Here is a 21132-nt window from a genome sequence, read left to right as displayed (position 1 = left end):
TGGCGAACATCCACTCATTCCGTCACCCGAAGGTGCCCCGTCCCAGGTCAGCAGGAGTGAGAGGGGTCAACTCCACTGGCGCAGGGCATGAAATGCCGCTCCGCACAACGAGATAGATGTCTCAATCATCACCGTGTTTCCCTTCGGTCACGGACTATTCTCCCGACCGGTGGCCATAGCGCGCGGGAATTGTCCAGTAGACGGGGAAACTTCTTGTGAATCCGCTTGAAGGTTCACACGCACCCTTGTGGCAACTCCAGCCACGAACTAGCTCAACCCTCTACCCCGACGCCGTGGACGCCTACATCCGCGCCTTCTCCAGGTCTGGAGCTCTGCGGGCCGACTTCGACGACTACCGCGCCCAGGAGCAGGATCTCGCGCTCGACGACGCCGACGCGGCGATGGGCCGCAAACTCGTCATGCCCGTGCTGGCCTTGTGGGGGTCGGCCGGACTTCCGGCCCGTCTCCCGACACTCGAGATCTGGCGTGACTACGCTCGGCGTCCAAGCTGAACTCGGCTCGTCCAGCATCATCAGATCCCTGTCCGCCCGCAGGAATGCGCGGGCGAGTGCGATCCGCTGCCACTGTCCACCGGACAGGACGACTCCCGTCCGCACGCCCCATCCGTACGGTCCGCGAAGAAGCTTCGGGTGAGCAAGGTCTGAGACCTTCGTGGCTCCGGAGCAGGACCTATATGTCCGGACAATGCCCGGTCGGCGCCCTGGAATCGCTCCCCGTGGTGATCAATCCTTTCTCAGTAAGAGAAAGGGGTTCCCATGAACCGGAACAAGTTCTTCACCGCAATGGCCGGAGCCACGCTCGTAGCAGGACTGACCGCCGCGGCGCCTTCGGGCGCGGCTGCGGTCACCAGGGGCGGCGTGGACGCGTCGGCCGCCGTCGCCACCGAGAGCGGCTGCAGCCGCTGGACCTGTATCGAGGCATTCCGCACCGTGGCCAACGTGGTCTACGCCAGGGCGACGAAACGCCCTGAAGCGCCCAGCAACTGCGAGAGCGCCCCGTATCACTTCCGCATCTGGGGACCGGGCAAGAGCGTCAACAGCGAGCTCATCCACTACTGCTATCAGTGGACCAGGTATGTCACCTTCAGCCCGGGCAAGATCTGCGCCGAGGGATGGGCCCACGTACCCGGAGGGGTGCAGAGCAGAGGGCTGCCCTGCGTCACCCTCTGACCCCGTCCGGCGACGCACGCGCTCCCGGCGACGCCGTCGGCCGGCTCAGCCGGGCTCGTCGCGCAGTTCCCGGGTCGCCGAGCGATAGGCGGCGGCGACGCGGGTGAGCATGCCGAGCATCAACGGCACCTGCTCCGGCGTGTAGTGCGCGCGGATCCCGTACAGGTGGCGCTCGGACGTGACGCGGGTGGCGTGGTACTCGGCCATGCCGTCCTCGGCCAGTTCCACGGTCACCGTGCGCCGGTCGCGTTCGCCGCGCACGCGCCGCGCGTAGCCGGCCTTCTCCAGGCGGTCGATGAGCCGGGTCGTGGAGGCGGACGGCAGCCCCAGCTCCTCGGCGATCGCCCCCACCGGGAGCGGACCGCGCATCTCCAGCAGGATCAGGGCGGCGACGTCGACGTGGTGCACGCCCAGCCGGTCGGCGATGGCCTCGATGTGCAGCATGACCGCGATCAGGAATCCGCGGAAGACGTCCTCTTCCGGTTGCTTGTCGACCACCCTCACCAACCTACTCCACGACGATGTATCTTCGAATCGGAGTTACTTCGATCCGGAGGAGATGTGGACGTTCTCGTCATGGGCGCGGGCGTGGGCGGCCTGGCCGTCGCGCGCAGCCTGCTGGCCGCCGGTCACCGGGTCCGGGTCCACGAGCAGGCGCAGGCCATGCGGACGGGCGGCGCGGGCCTGAGCATCTTCAGCAACGGCGCCGCCGTACTGAACGATCTGGGCGTCAGCCTCGACGGCGTCGGCGGCCGGTTCGACCGGATCGACGCGCTGACGTCCGACGGCCGGCTGCGCCTCAGGTCCGACATGGCACACGCGGCCGCGCACTACGGCTTCCCCAACAAGTCGGTCTCCCGCCGCCTGCTGCTGGAGCGTCTGTCCGAGGGGCTGCCCGACGACCTGATCAGGTACGGCACGGCCTGCCGGGGCGTCACCCAGGACGCCGACCGGGTCACCGTGACCTTCGGCGACGGCTCGACGGCCACGGGTGACCTGCTCATCGGAGCCGACGGCCACCACTCGGTCGTGCGGCGCGCGCTGTGGGGCGACGTCCCCATCCGGACGGCCGCCTTCGGCACCTGGCAGGGCCTCAGCAAGATCGACATCAGTCTCACCCGCACCCACGTCCACCTCATGATCACAGGGCGCGAGGGCGCGTGCGGGCTCATCCCCGCCGGGGACGGCATGCTCCAGTGGTGGTTCGACGTGCGCTGGTCACCCGGAGACCCGCGCCCCGCCTCGCCCCTGGCCGAGCTGCGGCGCCGCTTCGGCCATTGGGCGTCCCCCGTTCCCGAGGTGCTCGCCCAGGCGTCCGAGGACGACCTCGACTTCTTCGGCCACCACTGGCAGAAGGTGCGCCGGGTGTGGGGCAAGGGCCGCGTCACCCTGCTCGGCGACGCCGCCCATCTCATGCCGCCCACTCTCGGCCAAGGCGCCAACCAGACCCTAGAGGACGTGTGGGTGCTCGGGCGCGAGCTCGCCAAGGACGGCGACGACCTGCCGGGACGGCTGCGCGCCTACGAGAGGGCCCGCTACCCGCACGTCTCCCTGGTGTCCCGGCTGGCCAGGCACAGCACCGCCAACTGGCGGATCCCGCCGGCGATCGGCCGCCTGTTCTCCGAGACGTCCCAGACCGCCATGCTGGGCCGCTTCAGCAACCGCCTCACCGCCCTCACCGCCACCGGCGCCGCCTCCCGCTGACCGCTCGCCGCACACGGCGCCGCGTCAGGCGTCGACCCCCAAGAGTTCGCCCAGGAGCGCGCTCAACCGGCCACGCTCCTCGGGCGTAACCGGATGGTCGCAGATTTCGCTACATTCACTACCGTTTGTCACTATCTGTAGCGGAGACGATGTACTTCGTAGCTGCAGGTGGGAGATGCGCGCTCCGGACAAGACCATCTTCGGCCTGATCGGGCGAGCCCAGGAGAGTGAGCATGTCGTACGAACCGCTCGGATCATCGGTGCCCCAGGTGGCCATGACACTGGCCGCGATCGCGGCGACCGCGGCCACCCCGCGCCCGTCGGGAGAGACGCTCGCGGAGCAGAGCGACCGCATCTTCCTGGGCATCAACCAGCAACTGGCCGACTCCTCCCTCGCGACCGGAGGCACCTGGATGTCGCAGTGGATGGGGCTGAGCGCGGACAACGCGAACGTGGTGTACCTCGCGAAGAACACCGACGGCTCCAACACGTTCGCCGTGGTCATCCGTGGCACGGTCGCCAACGTGACCGACATCCTCGACGATCTCGACGTCGGTACGGTGGTCCCGTTCACCGCCGTCGGATCGCCGCCGAGCCCGGTCTCCGTCTCCAAGGTCCGGCTCATACCGTGAGGTCGAGGTTCTCCGCGTAGAACTCCACCGCTCGCTCATACCCTCCGACCTGCTTGGTCTCGGCGAGGATCCGCAAGAGGTCCTGTACGGCCTCGTGGTGCCTGCCCAGGTTGTGCAGTGCCATCGCGCGAAACGTGCGCAGCCCTCGATCGCCGGGGAACTCCGCCAGTCCCTTGTCGAAGGCCGCCAACGCCTCTTCGTAGCGGCCGCACACACGCAGGGTGCTGCCATAGCCGGTCCACGTGCCGAGCCGGTCGCCGGCGCCCATCTCCAGCACCTTCTCGTAGTACGGCAGCGCCTCGTGCTCGTTGCCGAGGGCGTCGTGGGTGTGGGCGATCTGCCGCAGCACCTCGGGGTCGCTCAGGTCCCGGGTCAGCAGATCGGTCAGTCGATCGCGAAGTTCCTCATCAGTCACGGAGATCAGTATGCCTTCGCCCGCACGCCCCGGGTCACCGCTCGCCGGTGGCCCGGGCTGGCATGCCCACCAAGCGTTTGGTTAGATCCGGTGATGGACCTCTGCGAGACAGCCGACCGATTGGAGATCGTCGACGTGCTGGGCCGTTACGCCCGCGCCGTCGACTCCGGGCGATGGGACCTCCTCGACGACGTCTTCACCCCCGACGCCGTCATCGACTACCGCTCCGCGGGCGGCATCCGCGGCACCCGCGCCGAGGTCACGGCGTGGCTGGCCGAGGTGCTGTCCGGGTGGCCCGGCCGGCTGCACCTGATCGGCTCCGTCACCATCACGTTCGACGGGCCCGGCCCCGAGGGACGGGACGAGGCCGCGGTGAGCGCCGCGTTCACCGACACCCTGGCCCCGTCACGCGAGATGGTGTCGGCGCGCACCGCCGGGCTGCTGCGGGGCGGCGGCTGGTACCACCACCGCGTGTGCCGCACCTCCGGCGGCTGGCGCAGCCGCGAGCTGGTCGAGGAGCAGTCATGGCGGACCATCACCGGCTGACAGGCCATGACGGATGATCGCCGTCAGGTGGACGCGCGAAAGGGTGGGCGGCGGAGGGCCATGGGGCCCGGAGCTGACGGTCATGTGCCCCCGGCGCGGGCGCGCAGGGTCGCCACACCGTCGCCTTCGTGCTCGTCCCAGTAGCCGGCGCGTCCGGTCATCGCCATGATCAGCGCCAGCGTGGGGCCGGTCACGCGCGCGCCGGAGCCGGTGGTGAAGGGGCCGTCGGTGGCGACGAGGCACAGGCCGCGGATTCGGCCCTTGGCGAGGACGACCATGTCGGAGCCCTGGTAGTAGTCGGCCAGGCGGGTGAGCATCTCGATCGGGTAGTCGCACCGGATGCCCAGAGGTCGCCGGATGTCCTCTTCGTGCACGACGGTCTCACCCAGCATCGCCATGACGGACAAGGGCGGCTTGGTCGCGCTGGTGATGACGCGGCGGAACCTGGTGAGCGTCTCGGCCGGGGTCGCGCCCAGCTGTTCGGCCAACCGCATGGCCTACGGGTTTCACGTGGATTTGGCGGTGCAGCACGTACAGGAGGCTGACCTGGCCCAGGCCCGCGCGGGCGACGATGCCGCTTCGCCCGCCTGGTGGGACCGCTACGCCCCGAGTTGCACGCCCACTGCTACCGCATGCTGGGTTCGAGTCACGACGCCGACGACGCCCTGCAGGACGCCCTGCTGCGGGCGTGGCGAGGGCTCGCGCGGTTCGAGGGCCGTGGCTCGTTGCGGTCGTGGCTCTACACCGTGGCCACCCGTACCTGCCTGGACCTGGCCGACTCCCGCGCCAAGCGGGCGTTGCCGGCCGACCTCGGCTCGTCCAGCGAACGAGCGGTGCTCGACGCCACCCCGCTGACCGACGTCGACTGGCTCGGCCCTTACCCCGACCGGGGCCTGACCGACGGCCGGGCCGTCCCTGAGGCGCGCTACGAGCAGCGTGAATCCGTCGAACTCGCCTTCGTCGCCGCCCCGCAGCACCTGCCGGGCAACCAGCGGGCCGCGCTGCTGCTGTTCGACGTTCTCGGCTTCTCCGCCGCCGAGATCGCCGCCATGATGAACACCTCGACCACGTCGGTGAACTCCGCCTTGGCACGGGCCCGCAGGCTCGTGACGGCGAAGATCCCCTCCCCGAGCCAGCACCAGGCGCTGCGGAAGATCGGCGACGCCAGGGTTCAGCAGGTCGTGGCCGCGTTCGCGGCGGCGCTGGAACGTGGCGACATCGACGTCCTGGTGCCGTTGCTGACCGAGGACGTCACCTGGTCCATGCCGCCTCTGCCGACGTGGTACCAGGGGTTGGCGGCCGTCACCGACCTCGCCGTGCAGGTCCCCATGACCAGATGCCCGAGCTGGCGCTCCCTTGTGACCAGCGCCAACGGCCAGCCCGCCGTGGCGTTCTACCTCGGTGACGACGCCGAGGGAGCGCACGCCGCGTGGTCGATCACCGTGTTCGCGTTCCGCGACGCGCGCATCTGCCAGATCGTCTCCTTCCTCGATCCCGAGCACTTCCCGCCCTTCGGGCTGCCCGCCTCACTGCCCTGACCGCGAGAGCCGCTGGGCCTTGCCGAGGACCGCGCACACCGCCCGCCGGCGCATGACGGTCCGGCGATCCCGGGCGTGCGAGCTCAGCGCGAGATCCACGTTCACTGCCGGCGCATCAGCAGGCGGCCCTGGCGGAACCGCTCCCCCACCTGAGGCTCGCGCAGCACCCGGCCGACTTCGACGAAATCGGCGGCGCGCGCCAGCGCGGCCAGTTCGTCGATCGGCCACCGATATGCCGGCGTCACCTTGTGGTCGAAGGGCGTCACCGGCTCATCCTCGGACTCGAAGAAGCCGAGCAGGAGATGGCCGCCCGGGGCCAGGACCCGGCGGAACTCCCTGAAGTACGCCGGCAGCTCCCGCGGGGGCACATGGATGACGGAGTACCAGGACACGATGCCCCGCAGCCCTCCATCGGCCAGGTCCAGGGCGTCCATCGAACCGACCTCGAAGCGCAGCTCCGGATACGCCTCACGGGCGAGGTCGATCATCACCGGCGACAGGTCGAGGCCGAAGATGTCCAGTCCCCGCCTCCGCAGGTACGCCGTCACGTATCCGGGGCCGCATCCCAGCTCGGCGACCGGCCCACCACCGTCGGTCCGCACGACCTCGGCGAACACATCCAGCGCCGCGCGGTCCAGCGGCTGGTCCTCGAGCGCGCCCCGGAAGAGGTCGGCGTAGAGGGCGGCGACGGCGTCGTAGGCGTTCGCTGTGGCGGTGAGATGGGAGGGGCGTTCGATCATGACGGGCCACCCTACCCGAATCGCCCCAAGATCCATGAAGGGTCCGAAGAGCGCCTCTCACACTCGCCGGCGATATCGACCTCCAGCTCCGAGACCTTTCTCCACCGCCCCTCTGCTGGTCAAGACGCACAGCACGCGTCAGGGTGAGACCGGCGACGGCATCCACGATGCGCATCGATGACGTCGGTGGGCGATCGCCCACCCGCGACGTTTCTCCTTCACGACACGCGACGGTGCCGAAGCACACGGCCTCTTCCACGCGCCGACGACGAAGGTCGCCGCTCGCCCGGCCCTCGTTGTTCGCGTACCCCCGGCCCCACGGCGAACTGGCCCATGAGGCTTGACAAGGGTCCGGGGGCCGGAGGCCTCCGGCCAGGGGGTGTGGGGGAGCTCGGCTCCCCCACTGTCACAGCCCGAGCCCCATCGCGCGAAGCGCGCTCCTGGGAGGACCTTGCTTTCGAAGCCCCGAACTCCTGTTGCGCGTCCGTTCTCACATCGCGTTTGTTGCGGCTGTGTTTCGAGCGTTACCCATGTGTGCGCCTTGTTACAGGCGTGCGACACACGTAACCGGAGCACGGCCACGGACCGTCAGAGTGCGTAACCCGCGCTTCCTACGCTCGGCGACCAGAAAGACAGAGCGTAGGAGGAGATGATGGCGCGGTGGCTCGCCGAATGGCACCCCGATGACGAGACCTTCTGGGAGAGCACGGGCAAGAGGGTCGCACGACGCAACCTCATCTTCTCGATCTTCGCGGAGCACCTGGGTTTCACCGTCTGGACAGTCTGGAGCATCGTGGCGACCAGGATGGGCGCCTACGAGTTCTCCACCGACCAGCTCTTCTGGCTCGTCGCGCTGCCCAACCTGATCGGGTCGGCGCTGCGCGTGCCGTACACGTTCGGCCCGGCGCGGTTCGGCGGGCGTACCTTCACCACCTTCAGCGCGCTCATGCTGCTGATCCCGGCCGTGCTCCTCGGAGTGGCGGTGAACGATCCGGGCACGCCGTACTGGCTGTTCCTGGTGATCGCGGCGCTGGCCGGGGTCGGCGGCGGCAACTTCGCCTCCAGCATGGCCAACATCACCTACTTCTACCCCCGCTCCAGGCAGGGCGTCGCCCTCGGGCTCAACGCGGCCGGCGGCAACATCGGCGTCAGCTCCGTGCAGCTCGTCATGCCGCTGGTGATCGGCGGGCTCGGGCTGGCCGCCGCCGGCTGGTTCTGGGTGCCGTTCATCCTGGTGGCCGCGGGTTGCGCCTGGTTCTTCATGGACAACCTGGCCAGCGCCAAGGCCAGCCCGCGCGAGCAGCTCGCGGTGGCCGGGCGGGCGCAGACCTGGGTGATGTCGTTCCTCTACATCGGCACGTTCGGCTCGTTCATCGGCTACTCGACGGCGTTCCCGCTGCTGGCCAAGAGCCTGTTCCCGGACTCGCCGTGGGCGGCGGTGGCCTTCGCCGGTCCGCTGGTCGGCTCCCTCATCCGGCCCGTGGGCGGCTGGCTGGCCGACCGGCTCGGCGGCGCCCCGGTCACGCTGTGGAACTTCGCCGCCATGGGCGTCGGTGTCGCGCTGGTCTGGCTCGCGGTCGACGGGGGCGCGTTCTGGGGGTTCTTCCTGGCCTTCCAGGTGCTGTTCGTCACCGCCGGCATCGGCAACGGCTCCACGTACCGGATGATCCCCGCGATCTTCCAGGCGAAGGCGGTCGCCGAGCGCGGCGAGAGCGAGGAGGCGCTCCTGTACGGCAAGCGGCAGGCCGCGGCGGCGATCGGCATCATCTCCGCGGTCGGCGCGCTCGGCGGGTTCCTCATCAACCGGGCCTTCGGCATGTCGTTCGCGCAGACCGGCAGCCCCGCGACCGCGCTGGCCGCCTTCGGCGCCTTCTACGTGGCCTGCTTCGTCCTGACCTGGTGGTGCTACACGCGGACCGTCGGCGTCTCGCGGGTGGCCAGCCTCGCCCACGCGCGGGTCTGAGACATGACAGAGCTTCCCGTGCTGAGCCACTGCCCGTACTGCGCCCTGCAGTGCGGCATGGCCATCACCGCCGAGGCGGTGATCAGCCCCCGGACCGACATCCCGGCCAACGCCGGGGGCGCCCTCTGTCAGAAGGGGTGGACCGCGGCCGAGCTGCTGACCGGCGGCGAGCGCCTGACCACCCCGCTCCTGCACGGCAGGCCCGTCTCGTGGGAGACCGCGCTCGACCACGTGGCCGGCCGGCTGTCCGAGATCCGCGCCGAGCACGGCCCCGACGGTGTGGCCGTGTTCGGCGGCGGCGGGCTGACCAACGAGAAGGCCTACCAGCTCGGCAAGTTCGCCCGGGTGGTGCTCGGCACCAGCCAGATCGACTACAACGGCCGCTTCTGCATGTCGTCGGCCGCGGCCGCGTCGTCGCGGGCGTTCGGGATGGACCGCGGGATGCCGTTCCCGATCACGGACCTCGCCGAGGCGGACGTCGTGCTGCTGGCCGGCGGGAACGTGGCGGAGACGATGCCGCCGTTCGTGCGGCACCTGAACGGCCCGCGGCTCATCGTCGTGGACCCGCGGCGCACCGCGACCGCCAAGCTCGCCTGGCTGCACCTGCAGCCCACCCCGGGCACCGACCTGGCGCTGGCGCTGGGGCTGCTGCACCTGGCGATCGCCGACGGGCTCGTGGACGAGGAGTACGTCGCCGCCCGCACCTCCGGCTTCGACGCGGTGCGCACCTCGCTCGCCTCGTGGTGGCCGGAGCGGGTCGAGCGGATCACCGGCGTGCCGGTGCCCCGCATGCGGCAGGCGGTCCGCGCGCTGGCCTCGGCCGGGCGCGGGATCGTGCTCACCGGACGCGGAGCCGAGCAGCATGCCAAGGGCACCGACACGGTCACCGCGTTCATCAACCTGGCGCTCGCGCTCGGCCTGCCCGGCCGGGCCGGCTCCGGGTACGGCTGCCTGACCGGGCAGGGCAACGGCCAGGGCGGCCGGGAGCACGGCCAGAAGGCCGACCAGCTCCCCGGCTACCGCAAGATCGACGATCCGGCGGCCCGCGAGCACGTCGCCCGGGTGTGGGGAGTGTCCCCCGAGGAGCTGCCCGGCCCGGGCCGTTCGGCCTACGAGCTGCTGGACGCGCTCGGCACGCCGGAGGGGCCGCGGGCGCTGCTGCTGTTCGGCTCCAACCCGGTGGTGTCGGCGCCCCGCTCGGGGCACGTCACGGACCGGCTGCGCGCCCTCGACCTGCTGGTGGTGGCCGACGTGGTGCTGTCGGAGACCGCCGCCATGGCCGACGTCGTCTTCCCCGTCACCCAGTGGGCGGAGGAGACGGGCACGATGACGAACCTGGAGGGCAGGGTGCTGCTGCGCCGCCAGGCGGTCCGGCCGCCCGACGGCGTCCGCGGCGACCTGGAGCTGCTGCAGGGCCTGGCCAAGCGGTTCGGCCACACGTTCTCCGCCGACCCGCGCGAGGTGTTCGACGAGCTGCGCCGGGCCAGCGCGGGCGGGCTCGCGGACTACGCGGGCATCACGTACGAGCGGATCGAGGAGGAGAAGGGCGTCTTCTGGCCCTGCCCCTCCCCCGAGCACCCCGGCACGCCGCGGCCGTTCCTCGACCGGTTCGCCACCCCGGACGGCCGGGCCCGGTTCGTGGCGGTCGAGCACCGCCCGGCCGCCGAGGAGATCGACGAGGACTACCCCCTCTACCTCACGACCGGCCGGGTGCTCGCCCACTACCAGAGCGGCGCGCAGACCCGCCGCATCGCCCCGCTGGCCGAGGCGGTGCCCGAGCCGTTCGTGGAGCTCCACCCGGACCTCGCCGGCGAGCTGGAGATCGGCGCCGGCGACATGGTGCGGGTCACCAGCAGGCGGGGCGAGAGCCGGGGGGTGGCCAGAGTCAGCGACGCGATCAGGCGCGACACGGTGTTCATGCCGTTCCACTGGGAGGGCGCCAACCGCCTGACCAACCCCGCGCTCGATCCCGTCTCCCGTATGCCGGAGTTCAAGGTGTGCGCCGTCAGAGTGGAGAGGGTCGCATGAGACTCGTCGTCGTAGGCAACGGCATGGCCGGCTCGCGCCTGGTCAGCGAGGTGCGGGCGCGTGACCCGCACATCACGGTCACGGTGCTCGGCGCCGAGACGTGCCGGCCGTACAACAGGGTGCTGCTGTCGAACGTGCTCGCCGGGACCACCCGGCCCGACCAGGTGCGGCTGGTGGACTCGTCGTGGTACGCCGCGCACCATGTGGAGGCGGTGTTCGGCAGCGCCGCCACGTGCGTGGACCGGGACTCCCGCATGGTGGTCACCGAGGACGGGCGGCGGGTGCCGTACGACGTGCTGGTCCTGGCCACCGGCAGCGAGGCGATCGTGCCGCCCATCCCCGGCGTGGAGCGGGCGATCCCGTTCCGCACGCTGGACGACTGCGAGCGCATCCTCGACGCCGCCGGACGCAGCCGGCGGGCCGTGGTCGTCGGCGGCGGGCTGCTCGGCATCGAGGCCGCCCGCGGCCTGGCCGGGCGGGGCCTGCCCGTGACGCTGCTGCACCTGGCCGGCCACCTGATGGAGCGCCAGCTCGACGTGGAGGCCGGGCAGGTGCTCGGCGAGACGCTGGCCGGGCTGGGCGTGGACATCCGCACCGGCGTCACCGCCCAGGAGGTGCGCGAGGACGGCGTGGTCCTGGCGGGCGGCGAGCTGGTCGAGGGCGACCTCGTGATCCTGGCCTGCGGCGTCCGCCCGCTCACCGGCCTGGCCGCCGACGCCGGCCTGGAGGTGCGGCGCGGCGTCGTCGTGGACGACGAGATGCGCACCGACGACCCGTCGATCTTCGCGATCGGCGAGTGCGCCGAGCACGACGGCAACGTGTACGGCCTGGTGGCGCCCGCCTGGGAGCAGGCCACGGTGGCGGCCGACGTCATCACCGGCGGCAAGGCGCTCTACCGGGGCTCGCGGCTGGTGACCCGGCTGAAGGCCAAGAGCGTGGAGCTGGCCGCGATGGGCGAGACGCAGCTCACCGAGGAGCACGCCGAGGTGGTGCGTTTCAGCCACCGGGCCCGCGGCACCTACCGCAAGCTCGTCATCCGCGACGGCCGGCTCGTCGGCGCGATCCTGCTGGGCGAGAGCGACGCGGTGGGCACGCTGACGCAGCTGTTCGACCGGGGCGGCACGCTGCCGGGCGACCGGGCGGGGCTGCTGTTCCCGGGCCTGTCGTCGGCGGCGCACGTGGCCGACAGCCCGACCCTGATGCCGGACGCGGCCAGGGTGTGCCAGTGCAACAACGTGACCAAGGGCCAGATCCGGGCGTGCTGGGAGGCCGGCGCGCGGGACGTGGCCGGGATAGCTGCGGCGACCAGGGCCACGACCGGCTGCGGCACCTGCCGCGACGCGGTCGAGGGCATCGTCGGCTGGCTGTGTGAGCAGGAAGGAGTTTCGGCATGAGCCGAGTCGTCGTCGCGGGGTACGGGCCCACCGCCCACCGGTTCGTGGAGGCGCTGCGCGAGCGGGGCTTCGCCGGCCGTATCACGGTGATCGGCGAGGAGCCCCGACCGGCCTACGACCGGGTGGCGCTGACCTCGTACCTGACCGGCACGAGCCTCGAGGACCTCACCTACGAGGTGCCCGAGGGCGTCGAGACCCTCCTCGGGACCCGCGTCACCGGCATCGACCGGGAGGCGCGGGTGGTCACCACGGCCGAGGGCGCCACCGTGCCGTACGACGTGCTCGTCCTGGCCACCGGGTCGGCGCCGTTCGTGCCCCCGGTGCCCGGCGCGGAGCACGCCCACGTCTACCGCACGATCGACGACCTCGACGCGATCCGCGCGGCGTCGGACGGCGCGGCGGAGGGCGTGGTCGTCGGCGGCGGCCTGCTCGGCCTGGAGGCGGCCGACGCGCTGCGCGGCCTCGGCCTGCGCACGCACATCGTGGAGATGAGCCCGTGGCTCATGCCGCGCCAGGTGGACGAGGGCGGCGGCGCGGTGCTGAAGGGCCACATCGAGGACCTCGGGCTGAGCGTCCACGCCGGCGCGGGCGTCCAGGAGATCGTCACCGCCGACGGGCGGGTCACCGGGCTGCGCAAGCCCGACGGCACCCTGCTCGACGCGCAGATCGTCGTCTTCTCGGCCGGGATCAGGCCACGCGACGAGCTGGCCCGGGCCGCCGGGATCGACGTGGGCGAGCGCGGCGGCGTCGTCGTGGACGCGGGCATGCGCACCTCCGACCCGGCCGTCTACGCGATCGGCGAGTGCGCGCTGGCCGGCGGCCAGGTCTACGGCCTGGTCGGGCCGTGCAACACGATGGCCGAGGTGGCCGCCGACCGGATCCTCGGCGGGACGGCCGTCTTCGAGGGCGCCGACCTGTCGACCAAGCTCAAGCTGCTCGGCGTCGAGGTCGCCCAGTTCGGCGCGATGAGCGGGGCGCTCGACGTCACCTACATGGACCCGGTGGGCGGCGTCTACAAGCGGCTGTTCATCAGCGACGACGCCAGCACGCTGCTCGGCGGCATCTGCGTGGGCGACGCCTCGCCGTACGCGACGCTGCGGCCGTTCGTCGGCAAGCCGCTGCCGGCCGCGCCGGCCGACCTGCTGTTCACCGGGACGGGGGCGGCCAACCTGGACCTGCCCGACGACGCGCAGGTCTGCTCCTGCAACAACGTGAGCGCGGGCGCGGTCCGCACGGCCATCGCCGACAAGGGCGTGACCGACGTCCCCGGGATCAAGGCGTGCACCCGGGCCGGTGCCACGTGCGGGAGCTGCGTGCCGATGCTCAAGCAGCTCCTGGAGAAGTCGGGCGTCGAGATCAGCAAGGCGCTGTGCGAGCACTTCACCTACTCGCGGGCCGAGCTGTTCGACATCATCCGCGTGCGCGGCGTCACGACGTTCTCCGAGCTGATCGCCAACCACGGGACGGGGCGCGGCTGCGACATCTGCAAGCCCACGGTGGCCTCGATCCTGGCTTCGCTGCACAACGGGCACGTGCTGGAGGGCGAGCGGGCGGCGCTGCAGGACACCAACGACGCTTATCTGGCCAACATCCAGAAGAACGGCACCTACTCGGTCGTCCCGCGCATCCCGGGCGGCGAGATCACGCCGGACAAGCTCATCGTGATCGGCGAGGTGGCCCGCGACTTCGGCCTCTACACCAAGATCACCGGAGGTCAGCGGATCGACCTGTTCGGCGCCCGCGTCGAACAGCTCCCGGAGATCTGGAAGCGGCTCGTGGACGCCGGGTTCGAGTCGGGGCACGCGTACGGCAAGGCGCTGCGCACGGTCAAGTCGTGCGTCGGCTCCACCTGGTGCCGCTACGGCGTGCAGGACTCGGTGGGCCTGGCCATCGCTCTCGAACTGCGCTACCGCGGCTTGCGGGCCCCGCACAAGCTGAAGTCGGCGGTGTCGGGCTGCGCCCGCGAGTGCGCCGAGGCCCGCTCGAAGGACTTCGGCATCATCGCGACCGAGCAGGGCTGGAACCTGTACGTCGGCGGCAACGGCGGTTTCAAGCCCCGCCACGCCGACCTGTTCGCCTCCGACCTGTCCACGGACGAGCTGATCAGGACCATCGACCGGTTCCTCATGTACTACATCCGCACGGCCGACCGGCTCCAGCGCACCGCCGCCTGGGTCGAGTCCATCGAGGGCGGCCTCGACCACGTCCGCGACGTGATCGTGAACGACTCGCTGGGGCTGTGCGCCGAGCTGGACGCCCAGATGGCGCACCACGTGACCACGTACGAGGACGAGTGGCGCGCCACCATCGAGGACCCGGAGAAGCTGAGCCGTTTCGTCAGCTTCGTCAACGCCCCCGGGGTCCCCGACCCCTCGATCGTCTTCGAACGCGAACGTGACCAGATCAAGCCGATGGTGGTGACCCCGTGACTGTTCCCATGACCGTTCCCACGACCGCACCCGTGAGCTGGACGACCGTGTGCGACTACCACGTCCTGCTGCCGGAGCGCGGCGTGTGCGCCCTGGTGGACGGCGAGCAGGTGGCCGTCTTCCGCACCTTCGACGGCGCCGTGTACGCGATCGGCAACCTCGACCCGTTCAGCGGCGCCTACGTGCTCTCCCGGGGCATCGTCGGCACCCGGGGCGGCGAGCCGACCGTGGCCTCGCCGCTGCACAAGCAGGTGTTCTCGCTGGTCACCGGCGCCTGCCTGGACGAAGCGGGGGCCGCGGTGCCGACCTATCCGGCGCGGGTGGTGGACGGCCGGGTGGAGGTGGCCGCGCGGGCCGCCCTGCCGGAGCAGAGCGGCCCGATGGGCTCAGGGCGCCGTCTCGTTGACGCACCGTAGGACGGGGTGGCCGGTCAGGGCGCGAGGGTCCAGCTCCTGGCCGGTCGCCACGGCGAACGTCGCCGACTCCCCCGGCAACAGGGTGACGAGCATGTCGTCCACCGAGGCGTCGGGGTCGAGCCGGTCGGGGAACAGCGCCAGGTCGCGCAGCACGGTCCGGGCGGTGACGGTGACCCGGTAGCCGCCCGGGACCGGTTCGGCGCGCGCCTCGTAGGCCGCCGGGGGAAAGTCCACGGCGGTGTCCTCGGCGTAGAAGCCCACGGCCCGGCTCTCGCCCAGCCGGGCGACCAGCAGCTCGCGCCGCGGGTCGCCGGGGACGCCCACGGCCGGGGGCAGCGGGATCCGGGCCGCCGACCGGGGCGGCGCGTCCACCGGGACGGCCTCCTTGGCCAGCGGCTCGCCGCCGAGCCCGTGCCGGACGAGGAGCAGCTCGCCCCGCCACGGCCGGTCGGTGTCGTTGACGACGGCGACCTCGCCGTCCAGCACGGCGAGCAGCCGGTCGGCGTAGACGCGGCGCAGCGCGTACCACAGCGGCTTGCGCCGGCCGTCGCCGTCCACGGCCGACCAGGAGGTGACCGGCCAGCAGTCGTTGAGCTGCCAGAGGATCGTGCCTGAGCAGTGGGGCGCGAGCGCGCGGAACCGCTCGATGCCGTAGGTGACGGCGCGGGCCTGGTTGAGCTGGGTCAGCCAGTGCCAGGCGTCGAACGTCGCGGGCGGCGGCAGGTGGTCGCCGAGGCCGCGCAGCAGCTTGCCGTTGCCGTCGTCGGCCTTCTGGTGGTGCAGCACGAGCGGCGCGTCGTGGGCCAGCTCGCCGGCGATGGCGCGGCGCATGGTCGCGTACGCCGCCGGGCCCTGGAAGCCGAACTCGGCGACGAAGCGCGGCGTGTAGGCGGCGTAGCGGGTGTAGTCCTCGCGGTTCCACACGTCCCAGATGTGCACGGTGCCGGTCGCGGGGTCGTTGGGCGGCAGCTCGGGCGAGCCGGAGTACGGGCTGCCCGGCCAGTACGGCCGCGTGGGGTCGAGCTCGGCGACGACCGACGGCAGCAGGTCGTGGTAGTAGCCGGCGCCCCAGGTGCGGCCCTCCAGGCGCTCGGGCCAGCCCCAGTCGGCGTGCCCCTCCAGGTTCTCGTTGTTGCCGCACCACAGCACAAGGCTGGGGTGGGGGGCCAGGCGGGTGACGTTCTCGCGGGCCTCGGCCTCCACCTCCGCGCGGAACGGCTCCTCCTCGGGGTACGCGGAGCAGGCGAACGGGAAGTCCTGCCAGACCATGAGGCCCAGCTCGTCGGCCAGGTCGTAGAAGTCCTCGCTCTCGTACAGGCCGCCGCCCCACACGCGCAGCAGGTTGACGCCCGCCCCGGTGGCCTGCGCGAACCGCCCGGCGAGGCGGTCGCGGGTGACGCGGGCCGGGAAGCAGTCGTCGGGGATCCAGTTGACGCCGCGCACGAACACCGGCACGCCGTTGACGGACAGGCGGAACGCCTCGGGCTCCAGCTCGACGGTCCGGAAGCCGATCTTCCGCCGCCACTCCCCCGCGGCCCGGCCGTTCGCGTCCCCGAGCCGGACGGTCAGGTCGTGGCGGTGCTGCCCGCCGTACCCGCGGGGCCACCACAGCGCCGGCTCGTCCACCGTCAGGCGCGCGACCGCGCGGCGGCGCCCCGCGGGGACCGGCACCTCGACGCTCGTCCCGGCCACCTCGGCCGTCACCACCAGCGGCTCCTCCGAGGACCGCTCGACCCGGACGTGCACCTCCACCTCGCCGCGCCCGTCGGTGACGCGAACCACCGGGCGGACCTCGGCCAGGCGGGCGACGCTCCAGCTCTCCAGCCCGACGGGCCGCCAGATGCCGGCCGTGACGAGGGCGGGGCCCCAGTCCCAGCCGAAGTTGCACGCCGCCTTGCGCACGAACGCGTACGGTGCCGCGTACGCGCCGGGCCGGTCGCCGAGGGCCGTCCGCCACGCCTCGGCGTAGGCGGGGGCCGGGTCGAAGCGGACCTGCAGCGTGTTGGCGCCCTCGCGCAGCAGGTGGCGCACCGGGAAGCGGTACGACCGGTGCTGGTTGGCGCTCTGCCCGAGGCGGACGCCGTTGAGCGTGACCGTGGCGACGGTGTCCAGGCCCTCGCACACGAGGTCGGTGCGGTCGTGCCCGTCGGGGGTCCAGGTGAAGGCGGTGGCGTAGGTCCAGGCGGTGTCGCCGATCCAGCCGAGCCGGTTCTCGTTGTCGTCGAGGTAGGGGTCGTCGATGAGGCCCGCGGCGAGCAGGTCGGTGTGGACGCAGCCGGGCACGGTGGCGGGCACGGTGGCGGGCACGGTCCCCGCGTCCAGGACCTCGGAGGGGACGTCGGTGCCGCCGGGTCGCAGGGTCCAGCCGTCGGACAGCGGGTGGTACACGGTCAAGAAACGTCTCCTTGGCAGTCGCTGAGCCGGGCGCAGGCCACGAAGTGCCCCGGCGTGGCCTCCGCCAGGCCGCCGGTGGCGCCCATGTCGTGGTGTTTGTCGTGGTAGAGGCAGGATCGCACCTCGGGCGCCTCCTCCCAGGGGGCGTGCAGCCGGGGCACGGCCGCCAGCAGCCGGCGGGTGTAGGGGTGGAGCGGGTCGCCGAACACCTGCTCGGTGGGGCCCCGCTCCACGACCGCGCCGCGCCAGAGCACGACGGTCCGCTCGGCGAGGTAGGCGCCGAGCGCGAGGTCGTGCGTGACGTACAGCACGGCGAGGCCGCGGGCCTTGAGGTCGGCCAGCAGGTTCAGCACGTCGACGCGGGTGGAGGCGTCGAGCATGCTGGTGATCTCGTCGGCGACGAGCAGCTTGAGGTCCAGCAGCAGCGCGCGGGCGATGAGCATGCGCTGGAGCTGGCCGCCGCTGAGCTGGTGGGGGTACTTGCCGAGGACCTCCCCGGGGTTGAGGCGGACGTCGCACACGGCCGCGCGGACCCGTTCGGCCCACTCGTCCTCGGGCACGGCCGGATGGTACGTCTCCTTGATCAGCCGGAACACCCGGTCGGCCTTGAAGATCGGGTTGTAGCAGCTGAACGGGTCCTGGAAGACGCCTTGGACGGAACGGTAGTAGGCGCGGCCGGGGCGCACGGGCGTCCCGGCGACGGTGATGGAGCCGCCCGTGACGGGGGTGAGGCCGAGGATCATGCGGCCGATCGTGGACTTGCCGCTGCCGCTCTCGCCGATGAGCGAGACCACCTCGCCGGCCCGGACGTCGAAGCTGACGCGGTCGACGGCGGTCACCGCCTTCCCGCCGAGGGCGCCGGTCCGGTACGTCTTGGTGACGTTGTCGAGGGTGAGCATCAGGCCTTCCAGCAGGCGACGTGGTGACCGGGGGCGACCTCGGCGACGGGCGGCTGCTCGGCGCAGCCGTCGTCGGCGAGGGGGCAGCGTCCGCGGAAGCGGCAGCCGGGCGGCGGGTCGAGCAGGGAGGGCGGGCTGCCGGCGATGCCGGTCAGCCGCCTGCCCGTGTGCCGGGCGCCGACCTCGGGCAGCGCGTTGACGAGCATCCGGGTGTACGGGTGGCGCGGCTGCTCGGTCATCACCTTGGCGGGCGCCTTCTCGGCGAGCCGGCCCGCGTACATCACCATGATCGTGTCGGCGATGCGGGAGGTGAGCGCGAGGTCGTGGGTGATGAAGACCATGCTCCTGACGTGGCCGGCGTCGCGGAAACCGAGCAGCGCCCGCGCGACCGCCTTCTGGGTGGACACGTCGAGCGCGGAGGTGATCTCGTCGGCGATCAGCAGCGACGGGTCGAGCAGGGTCGAGATCACCATGACCACGCGCTGCTTCATGCCGCCGGACAGCTCGATCGGGTAGCGGTCGAGCACCTCGCGCGGCAGCCCGACCTGGTCGAGGCGCGACCCCAGCTTCGCGCGGTCGAGGGTCTCGCCGCGCGAGCGCAGCAGCTCGCCCACCATGCGGCCGATCTTCCGGGTCGGGTTCAGGGCGCTCATCGAGTACTGCGGGACGAGCGCCACCTCGCGGAAGCGGAAGGCGTTCATGGCCCGGTCGTCGGCGATGGGCAGCTCCCGGCCGTCCAGCTCGACCGTGCCGCCGGCGTGGCGCATGCGGCCGTCCAGCCGGATGAGGCTCTTGCCGAGCGTCGTCTTGCCGCACCCGGACTCGCCGGCCAGGCCGAGGATCTCGCCGTCGGCCACGGCGAACGACACCCCGTCGAGCGCCCGCACCTCGCCGCGCAGCGTCCGGTAGAAGACCCGCAGGTCGGTGACCGTCAGGCTCATGTCGTCCTCAGCTTCGGGTTGAAGACCTCGTCGAGGCCGACGTTGGCCACGTACAGGGCGCCGACGACGGCGGTGATCGCCGCGCCGGGCGGCACGAACCACCACCACAGGCCGAGCTGCAGCGCGCTCCACTGGGTGGCGTTCTGCAGCATCAGCCCGAGCGAGACGCCCTCCGTGGGGCCGAGGCCAATGAAGTCGAGCGAGGAGGCGATGAGGATGGAGCCGCCGAACAGCAGGATGAACGTCATGAACAGGTAGGAGCTCATGTTCGGCGCGATCTCCCGGGCGATGATCCGGCCGGTGCCGAGGCCGCTGAGCCGGGCCAGGTCCACGAAGTCGCGGGTGCGCAGCGAGAACGTCTGCGCCCGGATCGCGCGGGCCGCCCACGGCCAGGAGGTGAGCCCGATGAACAGGCCCTGCACGGCGACGCTGCGGATGCCGAGGTAGGCGTTGACGATGAGCAGCACCGCCAGGGTCGGGATGACGAGGATGACGTTGGTGAGCATGGTGAGCGCCTCGTCCAGCAGCCCGCCCCGGTAGCCGGCGGCGAAGCCGACCACCATCGCGATCACCGCGGCGACGCCGCCGCCGAGCGCGCCGACGGCGAACGTGGTGCGCAGGCCGTGGACGAACTGGGTGAAGACGTCCTGGCCGAAGGTCGTGGTGCCGAACCAGTGCTCCGCCGACGGCGCCAGCATGGGCGCGGCGACGTACTCGTTGGGCGGGGCCGATCCGAGCAGCAGCGGCCCGAGCAGGCCGGTCAGCAGCAGGACGAGCACGACGGCGAAGCCGGTGACCAGCTTGCCGTTGCGCACGGCGAAGTGGAGGGCCTCGCGCCGCACGGCGCGCGGCTCGGGCCTGGTCTCGGTGAGGGCAGCCGTCATGCCGGCACCCCCGCCATCCCGGCCCGGGTACGGGGATCGACGACGACGTACACGAGGTCGATGACGAAGTTGGCCACGAGCACCCCGATCACGATGAACATGAACGTGCCCTGCAGGAGGAAGAAGTCGTGGTTCTGGATGGCCTTGAGGATGAGGCTGCCCAGGCCGGGATAGGAGAAGACGATCTCGGTGACGAGGGCGCCGGCCACGAGCACGCCGAGCTGCAGGGCCAGCCCGGTGATCTGGGGCAGGACGGCGTTGCGGAAGGCGTAGCGGCGGATCAGCCGGGCGGGGGCGCCGAGCGCGGCCAGGTAGGACGCGTAGTCGGACTCCAGCTCGTAGATGATCATGTTGCGCATGCCGATGGCCCAGCCGCCGAGCGCGACCAGGAACAGCGACAGGAACGGCAGCACCCAGTGGTGCAGCAGGTCGAGCAGGAAGCCGGTGGTGAAGGAGGGCTGGAGGGAGAAGCTGTAGCCGCCGGCCACGGGGAACCAGCCGGCGACGACGCCGAGCCCCCAGGCGAGGATCACGGCCAGCCACATGTACGGCGTGGCGGTCAGGACGTACCCGAGGGGCAGCACGGTGTTGTCGAGCAGCCGGCGCCGCGCCGCGAAGGCGCCGAGCCGGTTGCCCGCGACCCAGCTCAGCAGCACGGCCGGCACCATGAGCCCGAGCGTGTACGGCACGGCGCGCAGGATGACCGTGCTGACCGGGGTGGGGAACAGCCAGATGCTGATGCCGAAGTCGCCCCGCAGCAGCGTGCCCCAGAAGCTCGCGTACTGCTGCCACAGCGGCCGGTCGAAGCCGAACAGGTTCGTGTAGTAGGCCCGCATGGCCTCGGCGGCGGCGGGCTGGGAGACGCCGGCCCGGGCCACCATGCCGGCCACGGGGTCGCCCGGCATGAAGCGCGGGATCATCCAGTTGACGGTGACGGCGACCACGAAGGTCAGCGCGTAGACGAGCAGTTTCCTGCCGAAGTAACGACGCACGTGGGGGCTCCAGGAGGGCTCCTCCTC

The 21132-nt window shown here is 71.7% G+C and carries 19 protein-coding genes and 2 pseudogenes; 11 read left to right on the top strand and 10 right to left on the bottom strand.

Going from position 1 to position 21132, the window contains the following annotated elements; all coding sequences use genetic code 11:
• Positions 1 to 293: 293 nt before the first annotated feature.
• Positions 294 to 512 (top strand): hypothetical protein, encoded by a 219-nt coding sequence (locus tag AB0H81_RS04210; protein WP_358369148.1) that lies wholly within the window; start codon positions 294 to 296, stop codon positions 510 to 512.
• Positions 513 to 551: 39 nt separating this feature from the next.
• On the opposite strand, the pseudogene AB0H81_RS04205 reads toward AB0H81_RS04210, so the two are convergent.
• Positions 552 to 617: pseudogene (locus tag AB0H81_RS04205) on the bottom strand (hypothetical protein); the annotation flags it as partial.
• A gap of 159 nt (positions 618 to 776) precedes the next feature.
• Here AB0H81_RS04205 and AB0H81_RS04200 point away from each other — a divergent pair.
• Positions 777 to 1190: a hypothetical protein gene (locus tag AB0H81_RS04200; RefSeq protein ID WP_358368972.1), complete on the top strand. Its 414-nt coding sequence runs from the start codon at positions 777 to 779 to the stop codon at positions 1188 to 1190.
• 45 nt (positions 1191 to 1235) lie between these two features.
• On the opposite strand, the gene AB0H81_RS04195 is transcribed toward AB0H81_RS04200, so the two are convergent.
• Positions 1236 to 1694: a MarR family transcriptional regulator gene (locus AB0H81_RS04195; protein ID WP_358368969.1), complete on the bottom strand. Its 459-nt coding sequence runs from the start codon at positions 1692 to 1694 to the stop codon at positions 1236 to 1238.
• Between the two features lie 57 nt (positions 1695 to 1751).
• Here AB0H81_RS04195 and AB0H81_RS04190 point away from each other — a divergent pair, with 57 nt between their 5' ends.
• Together AB0H81_RS04190 and AB0H81_RS04185 are read left to right on the top strand one after the other, a co-directional pair.
• Positions 1752 to 2894 carry an FAD-dependent monooxygenase gene (locus AB0H81_RS04190; protein ID WP_358368966.1) on the top strand — a complete coding sequence of 381 codons (1143 nt, stop codon included), beginning with the start codon at positions 1752 to 1754 and terminating at the stop codon, positions 2892 to 2894.
• 233 nt (positions 2895 to 3127) lie between these two features.
• Positions 3128 to 3526, top strand: a complete 399-nt coding sequence (locus AB0H81_RS04185) for a hypothetical protein (RefSeq protein ID WP_358368964.1) — start codon at positions 3128 to 3130, stop codon at positions 3524 to 3526.
• Here the strand turns inward: AB0H81_RS04185 and AB0H81_RS04180 are convergent.
• Complete coding sequence (locus tag AB0H81_RS04180) at positions 3516 to 3941, bottom strand: tetratricopeptide repeat protein (RefSeq protein WP_358368962.1); 426 nt, start codon at positions 3939 to 3941, stop codon at positions 3516 to 3518. The two genes, AB0H81_RS04185 and AB0H81_RS04180, sit on opposite strands and share 11 nt — an antisense overlap.
• A gap of 93 nt (positions 3942 to 4034) precedes the next feature.
• Here AB0H81_RS04180 and AB0H81_RS04175 point away from each other — a divergent pair, with 93 nt between their 5' ends.
• On the top strand, positions 4035 to 4487 hold the full coding sequence (locus AB0H81_RS04175; protein ID WP_358368959.1) for a nuclear transport factor 2 family protein: 453 nt from the start codon (positions 4035 to 4037) through the stop codon (positions 4485 to 4487).
• Positions 4488 to 4567: 80 nt separating this feature from the next.
• Here the strand turns inward: AB0H81_RS04175 and AB0H81_RS04170 are convergent, their stop codons facing one another.
• A complete protein-coding gene (locus AB0H81_RS04170) occupies positions 4568 to 4975 on the bottom strand; it encodes a hypothetical protein (RefSeq protein WP_358368957.1) in 408 nt (135 codons plus the stop codon).
• 93 nt (positions 4976 to 5068) lie between these two features.
• Between AB0H81_RS04170 and AB0H81_RS04165 the strand changes: the two are divergent.
• Positions 5069 to 6025: pseudogene (locus tag AB0H81_RS04165) on the top strand (sigma-70 family RNA polymerase sigma factor); the annotation flags it as partial.
• A gap of 101 nt (positions 6026 to 6126) precedes the next feature.
• Here the strand turns inward: AB0H81_RS04165 and AB0H81_RS04160 are convergent.
• Entirely contained in the window at positions 6127 to 6765 is a 639-nt protein-coding gene (locus AB0H81_RS04160) for a class I SAM-dependent methyltransferase (RefSeq protein ID WP_358368954.1), read from the bottom strand.
• Between the two features lie 649 nt (positions 6766 to 7414).
• On the opposite strand from AB0H81_RS04160, the gene AB0H81_RS04155 reads away from it, so the two are divergent.
• The 5 genes from AB0H81_RS04155 to nirD are packed head-to-tail and all read left to right on the top strand — an operon-like array spanning position 7415 to position 14995.
• A complete protein-coding gene (locus AB0H81_RS04155; RefSeq protein WP_358368952.1) occupies positions 7415 to 8728 on the top strand; it encodes an MFS transporter in 1314 nt (437 codons plus the stop codon).
• A gap of 3 nt (positions 8729 to 8731) precedes the next feature.
• On the top strand, positions 8732 to 10756 hold the full coding sequence (locus AB0H81_RS04150) for a molybdopterin-dependent oxidoreductase (protein WP_358368950.1): 2025 nt from the start codon (positions 8732 to 8734) through the stop codon (positions 10754 to 10756).
• Positions 10753 to 12150 carry an FAD-dependent oxidoreductase gene (locus AB0H81_RS04145; protein WP_358368948.1) on the top strand — a complete coding sequence of 466 codons (1398 nt, stop codon included), beginning with the start codon at positions 10753 to 10755 and terminating at the stop codon, positions 12148 to 12150. Before AB0H81_RS04150 ends, AB0H81_RS04145 begins: the two co-directional genes overlap by 4 nt.
• Positions 12147 to 14579: a nitrite reductase large subunit NirB gene (nirB, locus tag AB0H81_RS04140; protein ID WP_358368946.1), complete on the top strand. Its 2433-nt coding sequence runs from the start codon at positions 12147 to 12149 to the stop codon at positions 14577 to 14579. Before AB0H81_RS04145 ends, nirB begins: the two co-directional genes overlap by 4 nt.
• A gap of 8 nt (positions 14580 to 14587) precedes the next feature.
• Positions 14588 to 14995 (top strand): nitrite reductase small subunit NirD, encoded by a 408-nt coding sequence (gene nirD, locus AB0H81_RS04135; RefSeq protein ID WP_358369141.1) that lies wholly within the window; start codon positions 14588 to 14590, stop codon positions 14993 to 14995.
• Here the strand turns inward: nirD and AB0H81_RS04130 are convergent.
• Genes AB0H81_RS04130 through AB0H81_RS04110 form a run of 5 tightly spaced genes read right to left on the bottom strand, consistent with a single transcriptional unit; the run spans position 14966 to position 21105 of the window.
• On the bottom strand, positions 14966 to 17383 hold the full coding sequence (locus AB0H81_RS04130; RefSeq protein WP_358369139.1) for a glycoside hydrolase family 2 protein: 2418 nt from the start codon (positions 17381 to 17383) through the stop codon (positions 14966 to 14968). The two genes, nirD and AB0H81_RS04130, sit on opposite strands and share 30 nt — an antisense overlap.
• Positions 17384 to 17385: 2 nt before the next feature.
• A complete protein-coding gene (locus AB0H81_RS04125; RefSeq protein ID WP_358368944.1) occupies positions 17386 to 18288 on the bottom strand; it encodes an ATP-binding cassette domain-containing protein in 903 nt (300 codons plus the stop codon).
• The gene (locus AB0H81_RS04120; RefSeq protein WP_358368941.1) at positions 18288 to 19229 is read right to left on the bottom strand and encodes an ABC transporter ATP-binding protein; all 942 of its coding nucleotides are present in this window, start codon (positions 19227 to 19229) and stop codon (positions 18288 to 18290) included. The genes AB0H81_RS04125 and AB0H81_RS04120 overlap by 1 nt, the downstream gene beginning before the upstream one ends.
• Positions 19226 to 20113, bottom strand: coding sequence for an ABC transporter permease (locus AB0H81_RS04115; RefSeq protein WP_358368939.1), 888 nt, complete (start codon positions 20111 to 20113; stop codon positions 19226 to 19228). Before AB0H81_RS04115 ends, AB0H81_RS04120 begins: the two co-directional genes overlap by 4 nt.
• On the bottom strand, positions 20110 to 21105 hold the full coding sequence (locus tag AB0H81_RS04110; RefSeq protein ID WP_358368936.1) for an ABC transporter permease: 996 nt from the start codon (positions 21103 to 21105) through the stop codon (positions 20110 to 20112). Before AB0H81_RS04110 ends, AB0H81_RS04115 begins: the two co-directional genes overlap by 4 nt.
• Positions 21106 to 21132: the final 27 nt, after the last annotated feature.

This window comes from Nonomuraea sp. NPDC050691 (assembly GCF_040654455.1).
In the GTDB taxonomy this organism is placed as follows: Bacteria; Actinomycetota; Actinomycetes; order Streptosporangiales; family Streptosporangiaceae; genus Nonomuraea.
The sequence above is the reverse complement of the archived record's forward strand: the minus strand, read 5'-3'. Positions and strand labels throughout refer to the sequence as shown.

Bases quoted from the DNA above. Each gene is read 5' to 3' on its own strand.
- AB0H81_RS04200 (WP_358368972.1), top strand. From the start codon at position 777: ATGAACCGGAACAAGTTCTTCACCGCAATGGCCGGAGCCACGCTCGTA.
- AB0H81_RS04185 (WP_358368964.1), top strand. From the start codon at position 3,128: ATGTCGTACGAACCGCTCGGATCATCGGTGCCCCAGGTGGCCATGACA.
- AB0H81_RS04175 (WP_358368959.1), top strand. From the start codon at position 4,035: ATGGACCTCTGCGAGACAGCCGACCGATTGGAGATCGTCGACGTGCTG.
- AB0H81_RS04160 (WP_358368954.1), bottom strand. From the start codon at position 6,765: ATGATCGAACGCCCCTCCCATCTCACCGCCACAGCGAACGCCTACGAC.
- AB0H81_RS04155 (WP_358368952.1), top strand. From the start codon at position 7,415: ATGATGGCGCGGTGGCTCGCCGAATGGCACCCCGATGACGAGACCTTC.
- AB0H81_RS04150 (WP_358368950.1), top strand. From the start codon at position 8,732: ATGACAGAGCTTCCCGTGCTGAGCCACTGCCCGTACTGCGCCCTGCAG.
- AB0H81_RS04145 (WP_358368948.1), top strand. From the start codon at position 10,753: ATGAGACTCGTCGTCGTAGGCAACGGCATGGCCGGCTCGCGCCTGGTC.
- nirB (WP_358368946.1), top strand. From the start codon at position 12,147: ATGAGCCGAGTCGTCGTCGCGGGGTACGGGCCCACCGCCCACCGGTTC.
- nirD (WP_358369141.1), top strand. From the start codon at position 14,588: ATGACCGTTCCCACGACCGCACCCGTGAGCTGGACGACCGTGTGCGAC.
- AB0H81_RS04125 (WP_358368944.1), bottom strand. From the start codon at position 18,288: ATGCTCACCCTCGACAACGTCACCAAGACGTACCGGACCGGCGCCCTC.
- AB0H81_RS04120 (WP_358368941.1), bottom strand. From the start codon at position 19,229: ATGAGCCTGACGGTCACCGACCTGCGGGTCTTCTACCGGACGCTGCGC.
- AB0H81_RS04115 (WP_358368939.1), bottom strand. From the start codon at position 20,113: ATGACGGCTGCCCTCACCGAGACCAGGCCCGAGCCGCGCGCCGTGCGG.